Source organism: Pseudomonas coleopterorum (assembly GCF_900105555.1).
GTDB lineage: Bacteria > Pseudomonadota > Gammaproteobacteria > Pseudomonadales > Pseudomonadaceae > Aquipseudomonas > Aquipseudomonas coleopterorum.
The window spans coordinates 3094346-3117423 of the sequence record NZ_FNTZ01000001.1 but is presented as its reverse complement, the minus strand read 5'-3'; the positions used below and the strand labels follow the sequence as shown (position 1 = coordinate 3117423).

The 23078-nt window shown below is 63.7% G+C and carries 21 protein-coding genes; 10 read left to right on the top strand and 11 right to left on the bottom strand.

The window, feature by feature from the left end; translation table 11 throughout:
• Positions 1-53 precede the first annotated feature (53 nt).
• A complete protein-coding gene (locus tag BLV18_RS13855; protein ID WP_049858874.1) occupies positions 54-1586 on the top strand; it encodes a DHA2 family efflux MFS transporter permease subunit in 1533 nt (510 codons plus the stop codon).
• Between the two features lie 72 nt (positions 1587-1658).
• Here BLV18_RS13855 and lpxH read toward each other — a convergent pair whose 3' ends face one another.
• A complete protein-coding gene (gene lpxH, locus BLV18_RS13850) occupies positions 1659-2393 on the bottom strand; it encodes a UDP-2,3-diacylglucosamine diphosphatase (RefSeq protein ID WP_090359305.1) in 735 nt (244 codons plus the stop codon).
• Positions 2390-2893 (bottom strand): peptidylprolyl isomerase, encoded by a 504-nt coding sequence (locus BLV18_RS13845; RefSeq protein ID WP_049858872.1) that lies wholly within the window; start codon positions 2891-2893, stop codon positions 2390-2392. Before BLV18_RS13845 ends, lpxH begins: the two co-directional genes overlap by 4 nt.
• Positions 2894-3135: 242 nt before the next feature.
• On the opposite strand from BLV18_RS13845, the gene BLV18_RS13840 reads away from it, so the two are divergent.
• A complete protein-coding gene (locus BLV18_RS13840) occupies positions 3136-4833 on the top strand; it encodes a glutamine--tRNA ligase/YqeY domain fusion protein (RefSeq protein WP_090359303.1) in 1698 nt (565 codons plus the stop codon).
• A gap of 29 nt (positions 4834-4862) precedes the next feature.
• A complete protein-coding gene (cysS, locus tag BLV18_RS13835) occupies positions 4863-6245 on the top strand; it encodes a cysteine--tRNA ligase (protein WP_090359302.1) in 1383 nt (460 codons plus the stop codon).
• A 155-nt stretch (positions 6246-6400) separates the two neighbouring features.
• Here cysS and BLV18_RS13830 read toward each other — a convergent pair whose 3' ends face one another.
• Genes BLV18_RS13830 through BLV18_RS13800 form a run of 7 tightly spaced genes read right to left on the bottom strand, consistent with a single transcriptional unit; the run spans position 6401 to position 12884 of the window.
• A complete protein-coding gene (locus BLV18_RS13830; RefSeq protein WP_090359300.1) occupies positions 6401-7441 on the bottom strand; it encodes an ABC transporter substrate-binding protein in 1041 nt (346 codons plus the stop codon).
• A complete protein-coding gene (locus tag BLV18_RS13825; protein ID WP_090359298.1) occupies positions 7438-8580 on the bottom strand; it encodes an NAD(P)/FAD-dependent oxidoreductase in 1143 nt (380 codons plus the stop codon). Before BLV18_RS13825 ends, BLV18_RS13830 begins: the two co-directional genes overlap by 4 nt.
• Complete coding sequence (locus tag BLV18_RS13820) at positions 8577-9932, bottom strand: FAD/NAD(P)-dependent oxidoreductase (RefSeq protein WP_090359296.1); 1356 nt, start codon at positions 9930-9932, stop codon at positions 8577-8579. Before BLV18_RS13820 ends, BLV18_RS13825 begins: the two co-directional genes overlap by 4 nt.
• Entirely contained in the window at positions 9929-10219 is a 291-nt protein-coding gene (locus BLV18_RS13815; protein ID WP_049858865.1) for a (2Fe-2S)-binding protein, read from the bottom strand. The genes BLV18_RS13820 and BLV18_RS13815 overlap by 4 nt, the downstream gene beginning before the upstream one ends.
• Positions 10219-11013 (bottom strand): ABC transporter permease, encoded by a 795-nt coding sequence (locus BLV18_RS13810; protein WP_056843590.1) that lies wholly within the window; start codon positions 11011-11013, stop codon positions 10219-10221. The genes BLV18_RS13815 and BLV18_RS13810 overlap by 1 nt, the downstream gene beginning before the upstream one ends.
• Positions 11014-11016: 3 nt before the next feature.
• Positions 11017-11862 (bottom strand): ABC transporter permease, encoded by an 846-nt coding sequence (locus BLV18_RS13805; protein ID WP_090359293.1) that lies wholly within the window; start codon positions 11860-11862, stop codon positions 11017-11019.
• Complete coding sequence (locus tag BLV18_RS13800; RefSeq protein WP_090359291.1) at positions 11859-12884, bottom strand: ABC transporter ATP-binding protein; 1026 nt, start codon at positions 12882-12884, stop codon at positions 11859-11861. The genes BLV18_RS13805 and BLV18_RS13800 overlap by 4 nt, the downstream gene beginning before the upstream one ends.
• 238 nt (positions 12885-13122) lie before the next feature.
• On the opposite strand from BLV18_RS13800, the gene BLV18_RS13795 reads away from it, so the two are divergent.
• The gene (locus BLV18_RS13795) at positions 13123-13947 is read left to right on the top strand and encodes an IclR family transcriptional regulator (RefSeq protein ID WP_090362288.1); all 825 of its coding nucleotides are present in this window, start codon (positions 13123-13125) and stop codon (positions 13945-13947) included.
• 15 nt (positions 13948-13962) lie between these two features.
• Here BLV18_RS13795 and BLV18_RS13790 read toward each other — a convergent pair whose 3' ends face one another.
• Complete coding sequence (locus BLV18_RS13790; RefSeq protein WP_090359288.1) at positions 13963-15759, bottom strand: sigma-54-dependent Fis family transcriptional regulator; 1797 nt, start codon at positions 15757-15759, stop codon at positions 13963-13965.
• Between the two features lie 256 nt (positions 15760-16015).
• Between BLV18_RS13790 and BLV18_RS13785 the strand changes: the two genes are divergently transcribed.
• Genes BLV18_RS13785 through BLV18_RS13760 form a run of 6 tightly spaced genes read left to right on the top strand, consistent with a single transcriptional unit; the run spans position 16016 to position 21953 of the window.
• Positions 16016-17110 (top strand): ABC transporter ATP-binding protein, encoded by a 1095-nt coding sequence (locus BLV18_RS13785; RefSeq protein WP_049858859.1) that lies wholly within the window; start codon positions 16016-16018, stop codon positions 17108-17110.
• On the top strand, positions 17110-18207 hold the full coding sequence (locus BLV18_RS13780; RefSeq protein WP_090359286.1) for an ABC transporter ATP-binding protein: 1098 nt from the start codon (positions 17110-17112) through the stop codon (positions 18205-18207). Before BLV18_RS13785 ends, BLV18_RS13780 begins: the two co-directional genes overlap by 1 nt.
• Positions 18204-19070, top strand: a complete 867-nt coding sequence (locus BLV18_RS13775; RefSeq protein ID WP_090359284.1) for a carbohydrate ABC transporter permease — start codon at positions 18204-18206, stop codon at positions 19068-19070. The genes BLV18_RS13780 and BLV18_RS13775 overlap by 4 nt, the downstream gene beginning before the upstream one ends.
• Positions 19071-19077: 7 nt before the next feature.
• Positions 19078-19878 carry a carbohydrate ABC transporter permease gene (locus BLV18_RS13770; RefSeq protein WP_049858856.1) on the top strand — a complete coding sequence of 267 codons (801 nt, stop codon included), beginning with the start codon at positions 19078-19080 and terminating at the stop codon, positions 19876-19878.
• Between the two features lie 10 nt (positions 19879-19888).
• Entirely contained in the window at positions 19889-20161 is a 273-nt protein-coding gene (locus BLV18_RS13765; protein ID WP_090359282.1) for a DUF2160 domain-containing protein, read from the top strand.
• A 46-nt stretch (positions 20162-20207) separates the two neighbouring features.
• On the top strand, positions 20208-21953 hold the full coding sequence (locus BLV18_RS13760; RefSeq protein ID WP_049858854.1) for an ABC transporter substrate-binding protein: 1746 nt from the start codon (positions 20208-20210) through the stop codon (positions 21951-21953).
• A gap of 113 nt (positions 21954-22066) precedes the next feature.
• Here the strand turns inward: BLV18_RS13760 and folD are convergent, their stop codons facing one another.
• Complete coding sequence (gene folD / locus BLV18_RS13755; protein ID WP_090359281.1) at positions 22067-22921, bottom strand: bifunctional methylenetetrahydrofolate dehydrogenase/methenyltetrahydrofolate cyclohydrolase FolD; 855 nt, start codon at positions 22919-22921, stop codon at positions 22067-22069.
• Positions 22922-23078: the final 157 nt, after the last annotated feature.

Sequence of the window (23078 nt, the reverse complement as noted above, 5' to 3'; positions counted from 1 at the left end):
CCCGAGCCGGCCCGTCACGGGTCGGCGCGGTCTCGCATTGCAAAGGGTGGATCATGGATTCCAAAGCCTCGTTCACGCCGCCAAGCCTGTTGCTCTGCACCATCGGCCTGTCGCTGGCGACCTTCATGCAGGTGCTCGACACCACCATTGCCAACGTCGCCCTGCCGACCATTTCCGGCAACCTGGGCGTCAGTTCCGAGCAGGGTACCTGGGTCATCACCTCGTTCGCGGTGAGCAACGCCATCGCCTTGCCGCTGACCGGCTGGCTGAGCCGGCGCTTTGGCGAAGTGAAGCTGTTTCTGTGGGCCACGATGCTGTTCGTGCTGGCCTCGTTCCTGTGCGGCATTTCCACCTCGATGCCCGAGCTGGTTGGTTTTCGCGTGGTGCAGGGCCTGGTCGCCGGGCCGTTGTACCCGATGACCCAGACCCTGTTGATTGCCGTGTATCCGCCGGCCAAGCGCGGCATGGCCTTGGCGCTGCTGGCCATGGTCACGGTGGTGGCGCCGATCGCCGGGCCGATTCTGGGCGGCTGGATCACCGACAGTTACAGCTGGCCGTGGATCTTCTTCATCAATATCCCCATCGGGCTGTTCGCCTGTGCGGTGGTGCGCCAGCAGATGGCGAAACGGCCTGTGCACCTGAGCCGGCAGCCCATGGACTACGTCGGGCTGATCACCTTGATCATCGGCGTCGGTGCCTTGCAGGTGGTGCTGGACAAGGGCAACGACCTGGACTGGTTCGAGTCCAGTTTCATCGTTATCGGTTCGGTCATCTCGGCGGTGGCCCTGACGGCCTTCGTCATCTGGGAGCTGACCGACGAGCATCCGGTGGTGAACCTGCGGCTGTTCGCGTTCCGCAACTTTCGCATCGGTACGCTGGTGCTGGTGTTCGGCTACGCCGGATTCTTCGGCATCAACCTGATCCTGCCCCAGTGGCTGCAGACCCAGATGGGCTACACCGCGACCTGGGCGGGCCTGGCCGTGGCACCGATCGGCATCCTGCCGGTGTTGATGTCGCCCTTCGTGGGCAAGTACGCGCACAAGTTCGACTTGCGCCTGCTCGCGGGCCTGGCGTTCGTGGCCATCGGCACCAGTTGCTTCATGCGCGCCGGGTTCAACAGCCAGGTGGATTTCCAGCACGTGGCCCTGGTGCAGATGTTCATGGGGGCAGGGGTGGCGCTGTTCTTCATGCCCACCTTGAGCATTCTGCTGTCGGACCTGCCACCGCAGCAGATCGCCGACGGGTCGGGACTGGCGACCTTTCTGCGCACCCTGGGCGGCAGCTTCGCCGCCTCGCTGACGACCTGGATCTGGATCCGTCGCGCCGATCAGCACCATGCCTACCTGACCGAGAGCATCAGCACCTACGATCCGATTACCCGCCATGCACTGGAGCAGATGGGCGGCAGTACGCCTCAGGCGTACGCGCGGATGGAGCAGATGGTCAACAGCCAAGCCTACATGTTGAGCACGGTCGATTATTTCACCCTGATGGGGTGGATCTTCGCCGGGCTCGTGCTGCTGGTGTGGCTGGCCAAGCCGCCGTTCACCGCCAAGGCGGGACCGGCCGCCGGGGGTGGACATTGAGATTGGGCCTCCCGCAGGTGGCGCCGTATCTGTAGGAGCGGCCAGTGGCCGCGAACGGGGCGGCGCGGTGCGTCAGGCAGGCTGCGCGGTGAAATCGAACGGCGCCAGGTCGAAACCGTGCTCATCCACCTGCAGCACCCAGCCTTGTGCATCCCAGTCCCCCAGCACGATACGCCGCGCCGGTAGATCACCGATCTGCACCCCGTGCACCGCCGGGCGGTGGGTGTGTCCATGAATCAGGGTGGATACGCCGTGCTGGCGCATCACCCGTGGCACCTCTTCAGGCGTCACATCGACGATGTCGCTGGCCTTCATTCGCGTCTGTGCCCGGCTTTCACTGCGCAGCTTGCGGGCAAGCTTGTGACGGGTGCTCAGCGGCAGGTTCCGCAGGACGAACAGCGTCAGCGGGTTGCGCAGCACGCGACGCAGGCGCATGTAGCCTTCGTCGAGGGTGCACAGGCTGTCGCCGTGCATCAACAGCACCGGTTCGCCATTGAGGCGTACCACGCTCGGATCGGCCAGCAGGGTGCAGCCGGCTTTTTTGCAGAACGTGGAACCGATCAGGAAATCACGGTTGCCGTGCATCAGGAAGATCTTCGTGCCACCGTCGCTGAGCGCACGCAGCGCTGCGCAGATGGACGATTGAAAAGGGGTCATGGCGTCGTCGCCGATCCAGGCTTCGAAGAAGTCGCCCAGGATGTACAGCGCCTCGGCCGAGCGCGCGCGCCCGCCGAGGAAATCCAGAAACGCCCGGGTGATGTCCGGGCGTTCTTCCTGCAGGTGCAGATCGGAGATCAGCAGTATCACTCAACGATCTCGGCTTTCTCGATGATCACGTCTTCGGCCGGCACGTCCTGGTGACCCGCCTTGGAGGTGGTGGACACACCCTTGATCTTGTCGACCACGTCCTGGCCTTCGATCACTTCACCGAACACGGCGTAGCCCCAGCCCTGGGTGGTTTTCGAGGTGTGGTTGAGGAAGCTGTTGTCGCCCACGTTGATGAAGAACTGCGCCGACGCCGAATGCGGCTCCATGGTGCGCGCCATGGCGACCGAGTACTTCTTGTTCGGCAGGCCGTTGTCGGCTTCGTTCTGGATGCTCGGACGCTTGTCCTTCTTCTCTTTCATGCCTGGCTCGAAACCGCCGCCCTGGATCATGAAGTTACCGATCACGCGGTGGAACACGGTGTTCTCGTAGTGACCGGCTTTGACGTACTCGATGAAGTTGGCCACGGTCAGCGGGGCTTTCTCGGCGTTCAGTTGCAGCACGATGTCGCCGTGGTTGGTGGTCAGTTTGACGTTGGACATGGGGCTCTCTCTGTCTATGAAGCATGTTCTGTGGGAACGCTCTGTCGAGCATCCGATAACGACAGCGCCCAGTTTACAGGCGCCGATAGCCATTCAAAGGCTGTTTTTTTCCATGCTGCAGGATTTACCCGATAGTTTGTCGGGGCTGGCCTGTCAGCCGGTTGACCGCTTCGGCTATGATAAGCGCTTTGATTTGGTCGGCCTACCCTGGCTGCCGCCGCATCGTTCGTTCAAGGATTCCAATGAGCAAGCCCACCGCCGACAACGCTCCCACCTCCAAAGGCAATGGCCCTGCCGTGCCTACCAACTTCCTGCGCCCGATCATCCAGGCCGACCTGGACGCCGGCAAGCACAGCCAGATCGTCACTCGTTTCCCGCCCGAGCCCAACGGCTATCTGCACATCGGCCATGCCAAGTCGATCTGCGTCAACTTCGGCCTGGCCAAGGAATTCGGCGGTGTCTGCAACCTGCGTTTCGACGACACCAACCCGGCCAAGGAAGACCAGGAATACATCGACGCCATCAAGCGCGACATCAAGTGGCTGGGCTTCGAGTGGGCCGGTGAAGAGCGTTACGCGTCGCAATACTTCGACCAATTGCACGATTGGGCCGTCGAGCTGATCAAGCAGGGCGATGCGTACGTCTGCGACCTGACCCCGGAGCAGGCCCGTGAATACCGCGGCAACCTCACCGAGCCGGGCCGCAACAGCCCGTTCCGCGAGCGCAGCGTCGAGGAAAACCTGGACCTGTTCGCACGCATGAAGGCCGGCGAATTCAAGGACGGCGAGCGGGTGCTGCGCGCCCGGATCGACATGGCCTCGCCGAACATGAACCTGCGCGACCCGATCCTCTATCGCATCCGCCACGCCCATCACCACCAGACCGGCGATGCGTGGTGCATTTATCCCAACTACGACTTCACCCACGGTCAGTCCGATGCCATCGAAGGCATCACGCACTCGATCTGCACCCTGGAGTTCGAAGGCCATCGGCCGCTGTACGAGTGGTTCCTGGACCACCTGTCGGTGCCGGCGCACCCGCGCCAGTACGAGTTCAGCCGCCTGAACCTCAACTACACCATCACCTCCAAGCGCAAGCTCAAGCAACTGGTCGACGAGCAGCACGTGCACGGCTGGGACGATCCGCGCATGTCGACGCTTTCCGGTTTCCGCCGTCGCGGCTACACCCCGGCGTCGATCCGCAACTTCTGCGACATGATCGGCACTAACCGTTCCGACGGTGTGGTCGACATGTCGATGCTCGAATTCAGCATCCGTGACGACCTCGACCGCACGGCACCGCGCGCCATGTGCGTACTGCGTCCGCTCAAGGTGGTGATCACCAACTACCCGGAAGGCCAGGTCGAGCACCTCGAACTGCCGCGCCATCCGAAGGAAGACATGGGCGTGCGCGCCTTGCCCTTCGAGCGCGAGCTGTACATCGATCGCGACGACTTCATGGAAGCGCCGCCCAAGGGCTACAAGCGCCTGGAACCCAACGGTGAAGTGCGTCTGCGCGGCAGCTACGTGATCCGTGCCGACGAAGCGATCAAGGACGCCGACGGCAACATCGTCGAACTGCGCTGCTCGTACGACCCGGACACCCTGGGCAAGAACCCGGAAGGGCGCAAGGTCAAAGGCGTGATCCACTGGGTGCCGGCCGCCGCCAGCGTCGAGTGCGAAGTGCGCCTGTACGATCGCCTGTTCCGTTCGGCCAACCCGGAGAAGGCCGAAGACGGCGCCACGTTCCTCGACAACATCAACCCCGACTCCCTGCAGGTGCTGCGTGGCTGTCGCGCCGAGCCGTCGCTGGCCAACGCCGCGCCGGAAGATCGTTTCCAGTTCGAACGCGAAGGTTATTTCTGCGCCGACCTGGCCGACACGCAACCCGGTCGTCCGGTGTTCAACCGTACCGTCACCCTGCGTGACTCGTGGGGCTGAGCCTCGCCAGGCCAAGTTGAGGAATCGTTGTGCTGAACATCTACAACACGCTGAGCAAGAGCAAAGAGGTTTTCACGCCGCTGGACGGCAACAAGGTGCGCATGTACGTGTGCGGCATGACCGTGTACGACTACTGCCATCTGGGCCACGGCCGCAGCATGGTCGCCTTCGACCTGGTCACGCGCTGGCTGCGCTACAGCGGCTATGAGCTGACCTACGTACGCAACATCACCGACATCGACGACAAGATCATCAACCGGGCGCGGGACAACGGCGAAAGCTTCGATGCCCTGACCGCGCGCATGATCGACGCGATGCATGAAGACGAAGCGCGCCTGAACATCCTCAAGCCGGACCAGGAGCCGCGTGCCACCGACCACATCCCGGGCATGCTGGCGATGATCCAGACCTTGATCGACAAGGGCTACGCCTACGCACCGGGCAACGGCGACGTGTACTACCGGGTCGGCAAGTTCCAGGGCTACGGCAAGCTGTCGCGCAAGAAGATCGAAGACCTGCGCAGGGGTGCGCGCATCGAGGTGGAAGAGGCCAAGCAGGATCCGCTCGATTTCGTCCTGTGGAAGGGCGTCAAGCCTGGCGAGCCAAGCTGGGAGTCACCGTGGGGCCCAGGCCGTCCGGGCTGGCACATCGAGTGCTCGGTGATGTCGACCTGCTGCCTGGGCGACACCTTCGACATCCACGGCGGTGGCAACGATCTGGAATTCCCGCACCACGAGAACGAGATCGCCCAGAGCGAGGCGGCCACCGGCAAGCCTTACGCCAACGCCTGGCTGCATTGCGGGATGATCCGTATCAACGGCGAGAAGATGTCCAAGTCGTTGAACAACTTCTTCACCATCCGCGATGTGCTGGAGAAGTATCAGCCCGAGGTGGTGCGCTACCTGCTGGTCTCAAGCCACTACCGCAGTTCGATCAACTACTCCGAAGACAGCCTCAAAGAGGCCAAGGGCGCGCTGGAGCGTTTCTATCATGCGCTCAAGGGCTTGCCCAAGGTGGCGGCGGCGGGCGGCGAGGCATTCGTCGAACGCTTTGCCAATGCCATGAACGATGATTTCGGCACGCCGGAAGCCTGTGCGGTGTTGTTCGATCTGGTGCGCGAGATCAACCGGTTGCGCGACAGCGATGTCGACGCTGCCGCGGGTTTGGCCGGCCGCCTGCGCGAATTGGGTGGATTGCTCGGCGTATTGCAACTGGACTCCGACGAATTCCTGCAAGCCGGCGCTGCCGGTCGCGTCGATGCGGCCCAGGTGGACACCCTCATCGCCGCACGCCTGGCTGCCCGGGCCAACAAGGACTGGGCCGAATCGGACCGCATTCGCGACGAGTTGACGGCCATGGGGGTGGTGCTGGAAGACAGCAAAGGTGTCACGACCTGGCGGTTGGCGGACTGATAAAGCAACATTTCCGTCGGAGCGGTCATCGGCCGCGAACCAGACGCTGCGGTGTCTGGGTTGGAACGCGTTGCGGCTTTCGCGGCCAGTGACAGCTCCTGCGGATCTTGCGTAGGAGCGGTCACTGGCTGCAAACCAGGCGAGGCGGTTTTCCCCTAGCGCTCGATCGAGCGGCTCCAGCGGGCGTTCCAGGCGGGGCGGAGCTGGTTGACCTGGTCCCAGTCGATGGCCACTGCCGTCTCCAGGTACTTCTCCATCGCCTGCACCTGACCACGGGTCTTTTCGGTGGTCGGTGTGTTGGGGTTGGATGGGATCTGATCGCCTTCTTCCAGCGCCGGTGCTTGCGCCTCGGGGCTCAGCAGATAGGCCGCCAGCTTCTGCGCAAGCTCGGGCTGATCGTTCTTGGCGATCACGCACTCGGCCACGTTGAGCACCACCGCGCCTTCCTTGGGCTGCGCGTATTCAACCGGCACACCGCGCAGTTTCAGGGCCGTTACCTGGGTCGGCGTCAGCGGGAACAGCGCCGCTTCGTCGGTCTGGACCATCTCGGAAATCTTCGCGGAGCTGGCGATGTACTCCAGCACATTGGGACCCACCGTCTTCGGCCACGCCTTGAACCCCGGCTCGACATCGGTTTCGCTGCCACCCTGCAGCCGGTTGAACATCAGGAAGCCGTGCAGCCCGAAGGTCGATGACGCCAGCGACTGGAACACCAGTTTTTCCTTGAAGCGGCTGTCGGCCATGTCCATCCACGAAGTCGGCGCCGCCCAGCCATTCTTCTTGAACAGGCGCGTGTTGTAGGCCAGCCCGGTCACGCCCAGGCTGACTGCGGCCGCTTGATCCTTGATCCGGGCCTTGGCCGGTATCGCCGCCAGGCCATCGCTGTCCTGCAAGGTGTCGCACAGGCCCATGGAAATGGCGCGGTACATGATGCCGTCATCGAGGAACATCACGTGGATCTGCGGATTGTCCTTGCTCGCCTGAACCTTGGCGAGAATGTCCGAAGAGGTGCCCGGCACGATGACCACCTTCACATCGTTGGCCTGCTCGAACGCTGGCAGCACCTTGTCGGCGTATAAGCGTTCCATGGTGCCGCCGTTCATGCCCAGGTAGAGCGTGGGCCCGGCCTGAGCGCCGGTGGCGGCCAGCAGGGCAGCGAGGGAGAGTGCGTGAACCGTACGTTTGACTGGCTTCATGAAAGCGACCTTCCTTTATGCAGTTCAAGGGGAGAAAAGCGTTGGATGGAAAACGCGTCGATCGGCGCCCGGCTGCGGCCTTCGACGACCAGTTGCGACAGGGCTTCACCGACGGCGGGGCCGATCTGGAAACCGGCCCCGGCAAAGCCGAAGGCGTGGATCAGGCCCGGTTGTACCTGGCTGTGTCCGATCACGGGCTCGCGATCGGGCAGATAACCTTCGGTCCCGCTCCAGGTGCGGATTGCCTGTGCACCGTGCAGGAACGGATACAACTCGACGGCGTTGCGCAGGATATCCAAGGTCGCCAGCTGGCCGGGCCGTGCCCGCAACGGGTCCAGCGCAAAACCCTGCCCGCCACCGAGCACGCAGTTACCCCGTGCCACCTGGCGAGCGTAGATACCGCCGCCCTCGACACCAGTACTGACGTCCATCACCACTGGCAGCGGTTCGGTCACCAGCATGGCCGGGTGCCCGCTGGTCATGGGCACCTGCTCGCCGAATTGCTCGGCAATATGATTGGCCCAGGCTCCGGCGCAGTTGAGCAGCCAGGGTGCGCGCAGCCGTTCGCCGTTGCTGCAGGCGACTTCGAATGTCTGGCCATCATGGTCGAAGGCCAGCGGTTGGACCTGCTCCACGATCCGAGCGCCGGCGCGCCGGGCAGCGGCTGCGAAAGCCGGCGACACCAGACGCGGGTTGGCATGCCCATCACCGCTGCACAGCGACGCACCCACTGCCACGTCGCCGACCCAGGCAAACCGCTGACGCAACTGACCATGGTCAAGCAACTCCACACCCAGGTCGAAATCGGCGGCAGCGTCGGCCCAGGCTTGCAGCTTGGCCATGTCGGCGTCGCTGCGGGCCAGCTTCAGATGGCCCGAACGGACATACTCGCCATCGATACCGATCAAGCCGGGCAGGTCGCTCCACAGTTCATGGGCACGCTGGGACAGGGGCAGTTGCACCAGCGAGCGGCCCTGACGGCGTACGCCGCCGTAGTTCACGCCACTGGAGCGCGATCCACAGAAATCACGCTCCAGCAACACCACGCGCTGACCGCGCAACGCCAGCATCAGAGCCGCCGACGCACCGACAATCCCGCCGCCGATGATGATCACATCGGTTTCAGCGACGCGGCTCATGGCTGCACCTCGACACCGAAGGGCAGGGGCTTGATCGGCGCCTGGGCGCGCAGGCGACCGACTTGCTGCGGTGAGCACGCGGCCGCTTGGGCAATGATTTCCACCGCTGCGCTGCCGCACATGCGCCCCTGACACCGGCCCATGCCGACCCGGCAATGGGCCTTGACCCGGTTGATATCGGTGTGGCCCTGAGCGACCACCTGGCGAACTTCGCCGACGCTGATTTCCTCGCATCGGCACAGCATCAAGTCGTCGGGGGCCTGGCTGGCCCACTGCTCGGGGAACGGGAATGCGGCTTCCAGGCCGACGCGAAACCCCTGGATGCGCGCCAGCCGTCGCTCGAGCTGTGGGCCACGTTCGCTGTCAATGGTGACGCCCATGTCTTCGAGCAGGGCCAATGCTGCGCGCTCGCCGGCCATTTCCGCCGCATCGGCGCCCATGATCCCGGCACCGTCGCCGGCCAGGTACACGCTCGGCACGCTGCTGCGCCCGGCTCGATCGCGGCTCGGCAACCAGGCGCGATTGAGCGGGCTCCAAGTGAATTGGCAGCCGAGCAGGTCGGCCAGTTGCGTTTCGCTGCGCAACGCATGGGCGAAGGCCAGTCCATTGCAGGCCAGACTGTGTTGGCTGCCAGCGCGTTGCCAGGTGACAGCTTCGACTTTTTGCTCGCCGACGACCTCGACCAAGGTCGCGCCCTGATGTACGGCGATCCCGTGGGCAGTCAGCCAGGCCCGGTAGTACAGGCCCTTGGCCAGGGTTGCAGGCTGAAGCAACAGACGGGGCAGGGCAGCGACCTGGGCACCGAAGGGCGAGCTGTCCAGCACGGCCAGCACCCGTGCGCCGGCCTTGGCGTACTGGTAGGCCACCAGGTACAGCAACGGCCCGCTGCCCGCGAAGACCACCCGTTCGCCGATGGCGCAACCCTGGGCCTTGAGCGCGATCTGCGCGGCGCCGAGGCTGTACACGCCGGGCAAGGTCCAGCCTGGTACTGGCAGGATGCGGTCGGTGGCGCCGGTGGCAATCAATAGGTGGTCGTACTGGATAGTGCCGACCCGCTGCTGACTGAGCGTGTGCAGGTGGCCATCCTCGGCGTTCCACACCAAAGTGTCGGGACGGTAGTCGATCTGCGCGCGCAGCGCGTCCAGCGCCTGATGCACTGCCCCCGCCTTGCGCGCTTCGAAGCCATAAAGTTGATTGGCCGGGCGCTGGAAATTGCCCGGCGCACGTCGGTAGACCTGGCCGCCGCCCTGCAGGGCTTCGTCCACCAGGCACGGCCGCAGACCGTGGGCAGCCAGGGTCTGCGCCGCACGGATGCCAGTCGGTCCGGCGCCTACGATCACCACGGCGCTCACGAGCGCCGCCCCAGGTCGCGGTCGACCTGCATGCCCGCCTCCAGGGGCGTGGCGCAGGCACGCACCCTGCGGCCGTCACCCAGCCGTACCCAGCAGTCCTGGCAGGCGCCCATCAGGCAGAAGCCGGCACGGGCCTGGGCACTGAAGTCGCTGCCACGCACATGGTCGGCGCAGGTCAGCACGGCGGTGAGCAGGGTATCCCCCGCCAGGCCGCTCACGGCCTGTCCGTCGAGGGTGAACGGCACCGAAGGCCGATCGAGTTCGGTCAGACGCTTGAACAAAGCCATCAGTTTTTCCCCACCAGTACACGGTCCAGCCCATACACCCGATCGAGCAGAATCATGGTCGCGGCGGTCAGGGCGATCACCAGCGCCGACACCGCTGCCATCATCGGGTCGATGGATTCCGTGGCGTATACGTACATGCGCACCGGCAAGGTCTGGGTCGCGGGGGAGGTGACGAAGATCGACAGAGTCACCTCGTCGAAGCTGTTGATGAACGCCAGCAACCAGCCTCCGGCGACCCCCGGCAGGATCATCGGCAGGGTGATCTGCCGAAACAGGGTGAACCGACTTGCGCCCAGCGACTCCGCCGCCTGTTCGGCGCTGCGATCGATACCGATGGCGGCGGCGATCACCAGACGCAGCACATAGGGCGTGATCACCACCACGTGAGCCAGCATCAGCCAGACGAAACTGCCATTGACGCCCATCAGCGCGAACAGGCGCAGCATGGCCACACCCAGCACCAGGTGCGGAATGATGATCGGCGACAGAAACAGCGCATTGAGAAAGTTGCGTCCCGGAAAGTGATAACGGGTGATCGCCAGCGCCGCCGGCACGGCGATCAAGGTCGCCAGGGTCGCGGCCACCACAGCCAGGATCAGGCTGTTATAGAACGCGTCGATGAAGTCGGCGCGCTCGAACACCGCGCGAAACCAGCGCAGGGAAAAGCCGGAGGTGGGCAGGGTGAGGGTGTTCTCCGGGGTGAACGCCACTAGGCACACCACCACCAGCGGAGCCAGCATGAACACCACCACCAGGGCATGAAACGACAGGGCCAGCGGACCGTTCTTGGACATCGATCATTCCCCCAGGGCTTTCTTGTAGCGACCTTCGACCAAGCGGTTCCAGGACAGCATGATCAGCAGGTTGGCCAGCAACAGCGCCACGGCAATGGTCGCGCCCATGGGCCAGTTGAGTTCCGAGAGGTACTGGTCGTAGACCACCGTGGCGACCATCTTCAAGCGTCGGCCACCCAGCAGACCGGGGATGGCGAACGAGCTGGCCGCCAGTCCGAAGACGATCAGCGTGCCCGACAGCACCCCGGGCATGATCTGTGGCAACACCACCATGCGCATGACCTTCGCCTGGCTTGCGCCCAGCGATTGCGCGGCCTGTTCGGCTGCCGGGTCGAGCTTCTGCAGCGAGGTCCAGACCGGGATGATCATGAAGGGCAGCATGACGTGGACCAGTGCCAGAATCACCGCGAACGGTGTGTAGAGCATTTTCAGCGGGCGTCCGCCCAAGGCGGCGATGGCCTGGTTGATCAGCCCATCGGCACCCAGCAGCAGGCTCCAGCCGAAGGCGCGCACCACCACTGAAATCAGCAGCGGCGTGAGGATCAGGATCAAAAAGATCGAGCGCCACGGGGTACCCATGCGGCTGAGAATGTAAGCCTCCGGTACGCCGATCACCACGCACAGCAGGGTCACCAGCGCACTGATCCAGAAGGTCCGCCAGAAGATTTCATAGAAGTAGCTGTCGCTCAGCAGGCTGGCGTAATTGGCCAGCGTATAGCTGTCGCTCTTGACCCCCACCTCGTAGTCGAACAGGTTGAACGACAGCACCACCGTGAGGCCCAGGGGCACGATCAGCAGGGCGACGAACAGCGCCAGCGCCGGCGCCGACAGCAGATATCCGCGGCTCATGCGCAGACCTCGTGATTCAAGACGCGAAGCAGTTCGTGCGGCCAGTCGAGGCCGACAGTGATGCCGGTCACCAGCGGTGCGCTGCCATCGTTGCGGCGCACCACGGTGATTTCGCCCAGGGCGGTGTCCAGGCGGTACAACCACTGGCTGCCCAGAAAGTAGCGGGTGACGATGCGTCCTTGAATACGGCCTTCACCGGCGTTGCAGATGTCGATCTTCTCCGGGCGCAAGCTCAACATCAGTTCGCCGTCCCCGGCTTGGGCCAGCGCCTGTGGCTGGCCCAGCGCGTCGTATTCGCCGGGCAGCAGGTTGGCCTTGCCAACGAAGCCAGAGATGAACGGCGTGCGCGGGTGCTCGTAGAGTTTGTAGGGTTCGTCGATCTGGGTGACCTGGCCCGCTTGCATCACCACCACCCGGTCACTGATGGACAGGGCTTCGGCCTGGTCATGGGTCACCATCAGGGTGGTGATGCCGACTTCGCACTGGATGCGGCGAATCTCGAATTGCATCTCCTCGCGCAGGCTCGCGTCGAGGTTGGACAACGGCTCGTCGAGCAGCAGCACTGGCGGCTGGATCACCAGGGCACGGGCCAGGGCCACGCGCTGGCGCTGGCCTCCCGAAAGCTCCCGCGGGTAGCGCTCGGCATGCGCGGTCAGGCGCACCAGCGCCAGTACCTGGTCGGCACGGGTGCGAATGTCGCTGCCGCTCACCTTGCGCATCTTCAGGCCGAACGCGACGTTGTCGCGCACGCTCATGTGCGGAAACAGCGCGTAGCTCTGGAACACCACGCCCAGGCCGCGGCTGCTGGGTTTTGCGTGGGTGATGTCGCGGCCATCGAGCACGATCCGGCCGCTGGTCACGTCGACGAAACCGGCAATCATCTGCAGCGTGGTGGTCTTGCCGCAGCCCGAAGGCCCGAGCAGCGAGACGAATTCGCCCTGGCTGACGCTCAGGTCGGTCGCCACCACGGCCTGTACGGATCCGTAGCGTTTGCACAGTGCTTGAAGTTCGAGAAAGGCCATGGCTGCGTTCTACCTGTCATTGTCGGCCGCATGTGCGGTGCGTTGATCGAGGGCAGAGGCGAAAGGGGTCCTGCAGTGGGGTGGCGCTCGATCTGAGTCGGCTGCCGGCTATTGTTGGTCTCGCCCCGTGGACGAAGAGTAGGACGAAGGCTAGGATGGCGAAAGCGCTTATTTCACTGAGCGGGTAGGTATTTTCAGATTAATCCTTTCAATGAAATCAGGTGCGCAGCGTATGGATATTGATTCCACTGAACGGAATGCTGAGCCAGGCGTAGGCAGTGTGTCCAGGTTGTTCGCCGTGTTGCGTGGCTTGTCGGCTGCGCCAGCCGAGGGTGAGCGGGTGATCCAGCTCGCCGAGCGCATCGGCCTGTCGCAACCCACCACCCATCGGCTGTTGCGCGGGCTGGTGGAGGAGGGCATGGTCGAGCAGGATGTCCGCAGCAAGCGCTATCGGCTGAGCTTGGAATTCTTCGCCCTGGCCGCGCGCGCCGGCAACGGCAGCAACCTGCGCGAGCTGGCACGGCCCAGCCTGCTGCGGTTGTCGGCCTCTTTGGGTGACTCGCTGTTCCTGCTCGCGCGCAGTGGTTTCGACGCGATCTGCCTGGACCGCAGCGAAGGGCCTTACCCGATTCGGACCTTCACCGGCGACATCGGTGGCCGTGTCGCACTGGGGGTAGGCCAGGGCAGTCTGGCCATCCTGGCGTTCCTGCCCGAGGATGAGCGCGAAACCGTGATCCACTACAACCTGCCGCGGCTCAGGGACCTGCACCTGTACGACGAAGTGCTGCTGCGTTCGGAGGTCGCCAGCGTGCGCCAGCTCGGTTATGCCGCGCGCAACACCGGCGTGTTGCCCGGCATGGCGGGCCTGGCGGTGCCGATACTCGACCGCGACGGCCATGCGGTCGCAGCCCTCAGCGTCGCCACCATCAGCGATCGGCTCGGCCCCGACCGACTGCCCACGGTGGTCGAGCTGCTCAAGCGCGAGGCTGCCGCCATCGGCCCGCGCCTGAACCCCTTCGACCCGACCCTGCGCCGACCGTCGCAGACTTTCGGCAAGAGCTGAATCCACAGCTCATACTCATAGCGCGTGGCCCTGAGCGCGCAAGCGCTTGTACAGGGTGTTGCGGCTGACACCGAGGCGCCGGGCCAGGCGGGAGATGTTGCCGTCGCTGGCCTGCAGCAGCTCACCCAGGTCGCTGACCTTGGCCAGGGTCAGCAGTGGCCGAGGCGAGGCAGGTGCCTGCGCTGGTTGCAGACCGGCTTCGAGGAGGAAATCTTCAGGCAGATGCTCAAGGCTAATGACGTCCTGATCGGCCAGCACCAGCGCCACCTTGACCACCGCTGCCAGCTGGCGCACGTTGCCCGGCCAGGGATGGACCATGAAGGCCGCCCACACCTCGTCGCTGAAACCGGCAGTCTGCTGTGCTTCACGGTGCGTCTCCCACACCTGCTCGATCAGTTCACGCTTGTCGCTGCGTTCGTTCAGGGTCGGGAGGTGCAAGGTCATGCCCGCCAGGCGATAGTACAGATCCTCGCGGAATAACCCGGCCTGTACCCGTTGGCGCAGGTCTTCATGGGTCGCGGAAACCAGGCGGATATCGACCGGTAGCGGATCGCCGCCCCCCAGCGGCTGGATGCAGCGCTCCTGCAGCACGCGCAACAGTCGCGCCTGGGTGGGCAGCGGCATGTCACCGATCTCGTCGAGGAACAGGATGCCCTTGTCGGCCTTGCGCACCAGGCCGGGGCTGCCCTTGTGGCTGGCGCCGGTGAAGGCGCCACGTTCGTAGCCGAACAGCTCCGACTCGACCAGTTCGGCGGGAATCGCCGCACAATTGACCGCAATCAGTGGACACGACGCGCGGCTGCTGGCCTGGTGCAAGGCCTTGACCAGCACCTCCTTGCCGGTGCCAGTGTCACCGCGCAGCAGCAAGGGCACGTCCTTCTCCAGCAGACGCAGCCCTTGTTGCAAGGCCTTGTCCAGGCGCGGGTCGGAACCACGTCGCGCGGCGGGCGGCGCAGGGCGCAGGGCGGGCTTCTTGAGCAGGCATTGTAGGCGGCTGCGTCCTGGCGGTTGCAGGGCAAAGGTGCGCTCCGGCGGATGGTCGAGCAGAGCCTGGGGCGTCAGTCGGAACAGCTGTTGCAGGGTCAGGCCAGGCAACTCGGCACCCAGCAGGCTGTCGGCGCGACGATTGGCGGCCAGCACGCGACCGCTGTCATCGAACACCAGCAGCCCAGCCCACTGGCTATCGAGGTTGTTCACCCCGGTGTTGAAAATCAGTTGGTGATGCCGATCGGCGAACGTCTCCAGGATCAGGCGGTTCTCGACCGTCTGGCTCATCATTTTCACCAGTCCCAGGGTGTGCGAAGGCGGCAGGTGGCTGTCACTGGAGACGTCCAGTACCGCCACCATCTGCCGCCGGGCATCGAAGATCGGTGAAGCCGAACCGTTCATCAGGCGGTTAGCCAGCAGGAAGTGTTCGTCCGGCTCGACATGCACGGCCTGGCGGCAGGCCAGCGCCGTGCCGATCGGATTGGTCCCGGCGGCCGCTTCCAGCCAGCAGGCACCGGGTGCGTGGCCCAGGTGACCGGCACCCGCGCCGGGCTGCGCACCCCAGGACCTGAGCAGACGGGCCTGCGGGTCGGCCAGGCGGATCAGACAACGCGAGTTGCCCAGGATGTGTTCGTAATAGGGCAACACTTCGCGGTGGGTGGTGTGCAGCAAGGCCTGGTGACCGTCGAGCATCTGTTGCAGCGCAACGCGCGCCAGTGGCTCGAATCGCGGCACGTGGTGATGCTCCAGCCCCGCCTCGCGACAGCGCGCCCAGGAGCGTTGAATGAGTTGATCGTGGGCAAGGGTTGGATTGGATACGGACATGGTTCAGGTATCCCGGCGCGCGGCCTTGTTGTTTTTGTTCATGCAGTGTTGTTCACGGTTGTTCATTGTCAATGCGCCAGGCGTTCATTTTTGTTCAGGGGCGAACCTGACCTGAGACCCACACCTGCGCCCGAACCGTTTGGCTCGCGCCTGCCGGCATGGCACACGGCAATTGGCACGGTTATCGCTCTGGGTTTGCCAGCAGTCGTACCGACGCAAAGCTGCAACCGCTTCCAATAATAAAAAAGGCGCCGCCATGTCCCTTGTGCTCGAGCAGGTCACTCGTCGTGTGGAAAACCAGTTGTACATCGACAACGCGTCGCTGGTACTGGAACCCGGTTCGTTCAATGTCCTGCTGGGACGCACGTTGTCCGGAAAGACCAGCCTGATGCGGCTGATGGCCGGCCTCGACAAACCCGATCAGGGTCGTGTATTGATGAACGGCGTGGACGTGACCGGCAAGCCGGTACGCCAGCGCAACGTGTCCATGGTCTACCAGCAGTTCATCAACTACCCGACCATGACCGTCTTCGACAACATTGCCTCACCGCTGCGCCAGGCCGGTATGGCCCGCGAGCAGATCGAAGAGCGGGTACTGCAAACCGCACGCATGTTGCGCATCGAGCCGTTCCTCAAGCGCCATCCACTGGAACTGTCCGGTGGCCAGCAACAGCGCACGGCCATGGCCCGGGCGCTGGTCAAGGATGCCGAGCTGATCCTGTTCGACGAACCCCTGGTCAACCTCGACTACAAGCTGCGCGAAGAACTGCGCTTCGAAATGCGCGAACTGTTCCTGACTCGCCACACCATCGCCGTCTATGCCACCACCGAACCCAACGAAGCCCTGGCATTGGGCGGCACCACCACGATCCTGCACGAAGGGCGGGTGATCCAGAGCGGCAAGACGTCTGAGGTCTATCACCGGCCGGCCAGTGTGCTGGCGGCCGAACTGTTCTCCGAGCCACCGATCAACCTGATCGATGGCCGCATCGGCGGCCAGGAAGTCAGCTTCGCCAATTTCGTTCACTTCGCTCGCAACGTTGATCTATCTGCCGTGCCGGATGGCGATTACCGCTTCGGCGTGCGCCCCAGCCACATCGGCCTGACGCCGAGCAACGACGATGACCTGGAGCTGGCGGTGACCGTGGAGCTGGCGGAGATCAGTGGTTCGGAGACCTTCCTGCACGTACGCAACGAGTATTTCTCCCTGGTGCTGCACCTGCCGGGGGTCCACGACTACGCCGTGGACGCGGCGATACCGGTGTACATCCCGACCCACAAGCTTTTCGTGTTCCAGCCTGGTGGGCAATTGGTCCAGGCCCCCGGCCTGCGTGTGGCGAGGGCTGCCTGATGGCCGAGATCCGTTTGCAGCACCTGGCGCACAGCTACAGCACGCACCCGTCGGCGCCTGAAGACTATGCGATCCGCGAGATGGATCACATCTGGGAGCAGGGCGGCGCCTATGCCTTGCTCGGCCCGTCCGGCTGTGGCAAATCGACCTTGCTCAACATCATTTCCGGCTTGCTCAGCCCGTCCCACGGGCAGGTGCTGTTCGACGGCAAGGTGGTCAACGACCTGCCGCCCGAGCAACGCAACATTGCCCAGGTGTTCCAGTTCCCGGTGGTGTACGACACCATGACGGTGTTCGACAACCTGGCCTTCCCCCTGCGCAACCAGGGCAAGTCGCCCGAACAGGTGCAGGCCCGAGTGCAGGAAGTCGCCGAAGTCCTGGACCTTCAGCGACTGCTGCAGCGCAAGGCGCGCAATCTCAGCGCCGACGAGAAACAGAAGGTGTCGATGGGCCGCGGCCTGGTCCGCGATGACGTGTCGGCGATCCTCTTCGACGAGCCGCTGACGGTCATCGACCCGCACCTGAAGTGGAAACTGCGACGCAAGCTCAAGCAGATCCACGAGCAGTTCAACATCACCATGGTCTATGTCACCCACGACCAGCTCGAGGCCTCCACCTTCGCCGACAAGATCGCCGTGATGTACCGCGGCCAGATCGTCCAGTTCGGCACACCGCGCGAGCTGTTCGAGCGACCGGCGCACACCTTCGTCGGCTACTTCATCGGCAGCCCCGGCATGAACCTGGTCGACGTGCTGCCCGAGCGCGGCGGCGTCGGCTTCGGCGGCATTCACGTGCCGTTGTCGGAAGCCTTGCAGGCGCGGATCGCCCAGGGCGGCTGGCAACGCCTGCAGATCGGCATTCGTCCCGAGTTCATCCGCGTCTGGGACGAGAGCTTCGAGGCCGCCCTGCACGGCGAACGGGTACACCTGGAAGACCTGGGTACCTACAAGATCCTGACCCTGGCGCTCGGCGGGCAGACCTTCAAGGTACGTCTGCCCGAGGACCGCGCCGTGCCGGAAGGCACCGTGTTCATCAGCTTCCCCGCGCAGTGGCTGATGGTCTACGCCGACGATCGCTTGCTGGAGGTGCACCCATGAACAAGGTCCAGAACAACAAGGCCTGGTGGCTGGTGCTGCCGGTGTTCCTGCTGGTGGCCTTCAGCGCGGTGATCCCGATGATGACCGTGGTCAACTATTCGGTGCAGGACATCTTCGATCAATCCAGCCGCTATTTCGTGGGCGCCGACTGGTACCGCCAGGTCCTGCAGGACCCGCGCCTGCACGACTCGCTGCTGCGCCAGTTCATCTATTCGGCCTGCGTGCTACTGATCGAAATACCCCTGGGCATCGCCATCGCCCTGACCATGCCAGCCAAGGGCCGCTGGTCGTCGCTGTGCCTGATCGTCATGGCCATCCCCCTGCTGATTCCGTGGAACGTGGTAGGCACCATCTGGCAGATCTTCGGCCGCGCCGACATCGGTCTGCTGGGCTACACGCTCAACGCCCTGGGGATCAGCTACAACTATGCCTCCAATACCCTGGATGCCTGGGTCACGGTGCTGATCATGGACGTCTGGCACTGGACCTCGCTGGTGGCACTGCTGTGCTATTCGGGCCTGCGCGCCATCCCGGACGTGTACTACCAGGCTGCGCGCATCGACCGAGCGTCGAACTGGGCGGTGTTCCGTCACATCCAACTGCCGAAGATGAAAAGCGTGCTGTTGATCGCGGTGATGCTGCGCTTCATGGACAGCTTCATGATCTACACCGAACCCTTCGTGCTGACCGGCGGCGGGCCGGGCAACGCCACCACGTTCCTCAGCCAGACCCTGACCCAGATGGCCGTGGGGCAGTTCGACCTGGGCCCGGCCGCGGCCTTCTCGCTGGTGTACTTCCTGATCATCCTGCTGGTGTCCTGGCTGTTCTATACGGCCATGACCCACAACGACAAGCAAGGTTGAGGCGGCCATGAACAAGCGCAAACTGATCCCCCTGCTGCTGTACATCCTGTTCCTGCTGGTGCCCATCTATTGGCTGCTGAACATGTCGTTCAAGAGCAACGGCGAAATCCTCGGCGGGCTGACGCTGTTTCCCCATGAGTTCACCCTGGCCAACTACCGGGTGATCTTCACCGACCCGAGTTGGTACACCGGCTACATCAATTCGCTGTACTACGTGAGCCTCAACACGCTCATTTCGCTCAGCGTTGCGCTGCCGGCCGCGTATGCCTTCTCGCGCTACCGCTTTCTGGGCGACAAGCACCTGTTCTTCTGGTTGCTGACCAACCGCATGGCCCCGCCGGCGGTGTTCCTGCTGCCGTTCTTCCAACTTTACTCCTCCATCGGCCTGTTCGACACGCACATTGCCGTGGCCCTGGCGCACTGCCTGTTCAACGTGCCGCTGGCGGTGTGGATCCTGGAAGGCTTCATGTCCGGCGTGCCCAAGGAAATCGATGAAACCGCCTACATCGATGGCTACAGCTTTCCGAAATTCTTCGTGAAGATCTTCATGCCCCTGATCGGCTCGGGGATCGGCGTGACGGCCTTCTTCTGCTTCATGTTCTCGTGGGTCGAGCTGCTGCTGGCGCGCACCCTGACCTCGGTCGATGCCAAGCCGATCGCGGCGGTAATGACCCGTACGGTTTCCGCCTCGGGTATCGACTGGGGCGTGCTGGCTGCAGCCGGCGTGCTGACCATCGTGCCCGGCATGCTGGTGATCTGGTTCGTTCGCAACCATGTGGCCAAGGGCTTCGCCCTGGGCCGCGTATGAGGAGCCTGTGATGGAGTGGATGGCCTGGACTCTACCGACTGCCCTGTTCTTCGGCGCCATTGCGCTGTTGCTCGCCGGCATGACGTTCTACGAACTGCGCGTGCCCTGCACCGAGCGGCGCGGATTTCTACCGATCGCCACCACCCGTGGCGACCGCTTGTTCATCGGTCTTCTCGGAAGCGCCTACCTGCACCTGCTGGTGATCGGCGTGACCGACTGGAACATCTGGGTCGCCTCGACGCTGTCCCTGATGTGGTTGCTGGCGGTAATGCGTTGGGGCTGAGCCATGCGGATCTGCGCAGCGCGAAAATTTCAAACAGGAGGTCACTATGTACAAGAACAACAACAAATTGCGACATAGCATTGCCCTGGCGACCGCACTGGCGTGCGCTGGCCTGAGCGCCGCAGCATGGGCGGATGCCTACGAAGACGCGGCGAAGAAATGGGTCGGCGCCGAATTCAAGCCGTCCACCCTCACGCCCGAGCAGCAGATGGCAGAGATGCAGTGGTTCATCGAGGCGGCCAAGCCTTTCCGCGGCATGAGCATCAATGTCGTGTCGGAAACGCTGACCACCCACGAATACGAAGCCAAGACCCTGGCCAAGGCGTTCAGCGAAATCACCGGGATCAAGCTCACCCACGACCTGCTGCAGGAAGGCGACGTGGTCGAGAAGCTGCAGACGCAGATGCAGTCGGACAAGAACATCTACGACGGCTGGGTCAACGATTCGGACCTGATCGGTACGCACTTTCGCTACGGCAAGAGCGAGTCGATCACCGACATGATGGCCAGCCCCGAGGGCAAGAAAGCCACCTCGCCGACCCTGGACTTGAAAGACTTCATCGGTATCTCCTTCACCACCGCACCTGACGGCAAGATCTATCAGCTGCCCGACCAGCAATTCGCCAACTTGTACTGGTTCCGCGCCGACTGGTTCGAACGGCCCGAGTTGAAGGCCAAGTTCAAACAGATCTACGGGTATGAGCTGGGGGTTCCGGTCAACTGGTCCGCCTATGAAGACATCGCCAAGTTCTTCTCCGAAGACGTCAAGGAAATCGACGGCAAGCGCATCTACGGGCACATGGACTACGGCAAGAAAGACCCTTCCCTGGGCTGGCGCTTCACCGATGCCTGGTTCTCCATGGCCGGTGGTGGCGACAAGGGCCTGCCCAACGGCTTGCCGGTGGACGAGTGGGGCATTCGCGTGGAGGACTGCCATCCGGTGGGTTCCAGCGTGACCCGTGGCGGCGACACCAACGGCCCGGCCGCCGTGTATGCCACCCAGAAGTACGTCGACTGGATGCGCGCCTACGCACCACCCGAAGCCCAGGGCATGACCTTCTCCGAATCCGGACCGGTACCGGCCCAGGGCAACATCGCTCAGCAGATCTTCTGGTACACCGCGTTCACCGCCGACATGACCAAGCCTGGCTTGCCGGTGATGAATGACGACGGCACGCCCAAGTGGCGCATGGCGCCATCGCCCAAGGGCCCGTACTGGGAGGAGGGGATGAAACTGGGCTATCAGGACACCGGCTCCTGGACCTTCCTCAAGTCCACCCCCGAGAAGCAGCGTCTGGCCGCCTGGCTGTATGCGCAGTTCGTGACGTCGAAGACGGTGTCGTTGAAAAAGACCATCGTCGGCCTGACCCCGATTCGCGAATCGGATATCAACTCCCAGGCCATGACCGATCTGGCGCCGAAGCTGGGTGGTCTGGTGGAGTTCTACCGCAGCCCGGCCCGCGTGCAGTGGACCCCGACCGGCACCAACGTGCCTGACTATCCACGTCTGGCGCAGCTGTGGTGGAGCCACATTTCCGAGGCGGCCAGCGGCGAGAAGACCCCGCAGCAGGCGCTCGACGGCCTGGCCAAGGATCAGGACGCGATCATGACCCGCCTGGAACGCAGCAAGGTGCAGCCGGTATGTGGGCCGAAGATGAACCCCGAGCGCGACGCCCAGTACTGGTTCGACCAACCCGGCGCGCCCAAGCCCAAACTGGCCAACGAAAAACCCCAGGGCCAGACCGTGGGCTACGCCGAACTGGTCAAGTCGTGGGAGGATGCGAGGAAATAGCAGCGTTGCGGTGCGTCTGATGAACCGCGGCGCCTGCTTCGCGGCCACGGACCGCCCCTACAGGACATCGATTCATCCGTAGGGGCGGTCAGAGGCAGCAAAAGGGAGTCACATCACTTGTGCAAGGTCTGTGCTGCATAGAGGGTATTTTCCAGCAGGCAGGCGCGGGTCATCGGACCTACGCCGCCTGGCACCGGCGTGATCCAGCCGGCGCGGGGCAGAGCGGTTTCATACACGACATCGCCCACCAGCTTGCCATCGGCCTGACGGTTGATGCCCACGTCGATCACGATCGCGCCTTCCTTGATCCATTCGCCCTTCACCAGCCCCGGCTTGCCGGCAGCGACCACCACCAGGTCGGCGCGGCCTACATGGCCCGCGAGGTCTTTGGTGAAACGGTGCGTCACGGTCACGGTGCAGCCTGCCAGCAACAGTTCCATGGCCATGGGCCGACCGACGATGTTGGAAGCACCTACTACCACTGCGTCCATCCCGTACAGATCCTGGCCGGTGCTTTCCAGCAGCGTCATGATCCCTTTGGGGGTGCAGGGGCGCAGCAACGGGATGCGCTGGGCCAGGCGACCGACGTTATAAGGATGGAAACCATCGACGTCCTTGTCCGGGCGGATGCGCTCGAGCAGCAGCGAGGCATCCAGGTGCTCGGGCAGCGGCAACTGCAACAGGATGCCGTCGATATCGGTATCGGCATTGAGGGTGTCGATCAGCGTCTCCAACTCCAGCTGCGAAGTCGTGCTCGGCAGGTCAAAGGCGCGGGAAGCGAATCCGACTTCTTCGCAGTCCTTGCGCTTGTGCGATACATAGACCTGGGAAGCGGGGTCGGTGCCCACCAGAATCACCGCGAGCCCTGGCGTGCGCAGGCCCTTCTGACGACGCTCGGCAACCTGATGAGCGATCTGCTGGCGCAGGTTGGCGGCGATCGCCTTGCCGTCGATAAGTTGTGCAGTCATGACGCGTGATTAACCATCGAAAAGGAATGAAAATGTGCGCGCATTCTCGCATGTCGCACGCCCAGGGCAAAGGCGCTTGCTTAGCGAAACGTCCTAAGCCCTTTAATTAAATGAATTTTTTTGAAAAAAGAGTTGACGACCCCAAGGCTCGTCTATA

Coding starts and splice junctions, on each gene's coding strand:
- BLV18_RS13855 (WP_049858874.1), top strand. CDS start 54: ATGGATTCCAAAGCCTCGTTCACGCCGCCAAGCCTGTTGCTCTGCACC.
- BLV18_RS13845 (WP_049858872.1), bottom strand. CDS start 2,893: ATGTCCAACGTCAAACTGACCACCAACCACGGCGACATCGTGCTGCAA.
- BLV18_RS13840 (WP_090359303.1), top strand. CDS start 3,136: ATGAGCAAGCCCACCGCCGACAACGCTCCCACCTCCAAAGGCAATGGC.
- BLV18_RS13830 (WP_090359300.1), bottom strand. CDS start 7,441: ATGAAGCCAGTCAAACGTACGGTTCACGCACTCTCCCTCGCTGCCCTG.
- BLV18_RS13825 (WP_090359298.1), bottom strand. CDS start 8,580: ATGAGCCGCGTCGCTGAAACCGATGTGATCATCATCGGCGGCGGGATT.
- BLV18_RS13815 (WP_049858865.1), bottom strand. CDS start 10,219: ATGGCTTTGTTCAAGCGTCTGACCGAACTCGATCGGCCTTCGGTGCCG.
- BLV18_RS13810 (WP_056843590.1), bottom strand. CDS start 11,013: ATGTCCAAGAACGGTCCGCTGGCCCTGTCGTTTCATGCCCTGGTGGTG.
- BLV18_RS13805 (WP_090359293.1), bottom strand. CDS start 11,862: ATGAGCCGCGGATATCTGCTGTCGGCGCCGGCGCTGGCGCTGTTCGTC.
- BLV18_RS13800 (WP_090359291.1), bottom strand. CDS start 12,884: ATGGCCTTTCTCGAACTTCAAGCACTGTGCAAACGCTACGGATCCGTA.
- BLV18_RS13790 (WP_090359288.1), bottom strand. CDS start 15,759: ATGTCCGTATCCAATCCAACCCTTGCCCACGATCAACTCATTCAACGC.
- BLV18_RS13785 (WP_049858859.1), top strand. CDS start 16,016: ATGTCCCTTGTGCTCGAGCAGGTCACTCGTCGTGTGGAAAACCAGTTG.
- BLV18_RS13780 (WP_090359286.1), top strand. CDS start 17,110: ATGGCCGAGATCCGTTTGCAGCACCTGGCGCACAGCTACAGCACGCAC.
- BLV18_RS13775 (WP_090359284.1), top strand. CDS start 18,204: ATGAACAAGGTCCAGAACAACAAGGCCTGGTGGCTGGTGCTGCCGGTG.
- BLV18_RS13770 (WP_049858856.1), top strand. CDS start 19,078: ATGAACAAGCGCAAACTGATCCCCCTGCTGCTGTACATCCTGTTCCTG.
- BLV18_RS13765 (WP_090359282.1), top strand. CDS start 19,889: ATGGAGTGGATGGCCTGGACTCTACCGACTGCCCTGTTCTTCGGCGCC.
- BLV18_RS13760 (WP_049858854.1), top strand. CDS start 20,208: ATGTACAAGAACAACAACAAATTGCGACATAGCATTGCCCTGGCGACC.
- folD (WP_090359281.1), bottom strand. CDS start 22,921: ATGACTGCACAACTTATCGACGGCAAGGCGATCGCCGCCAACCTGCGC.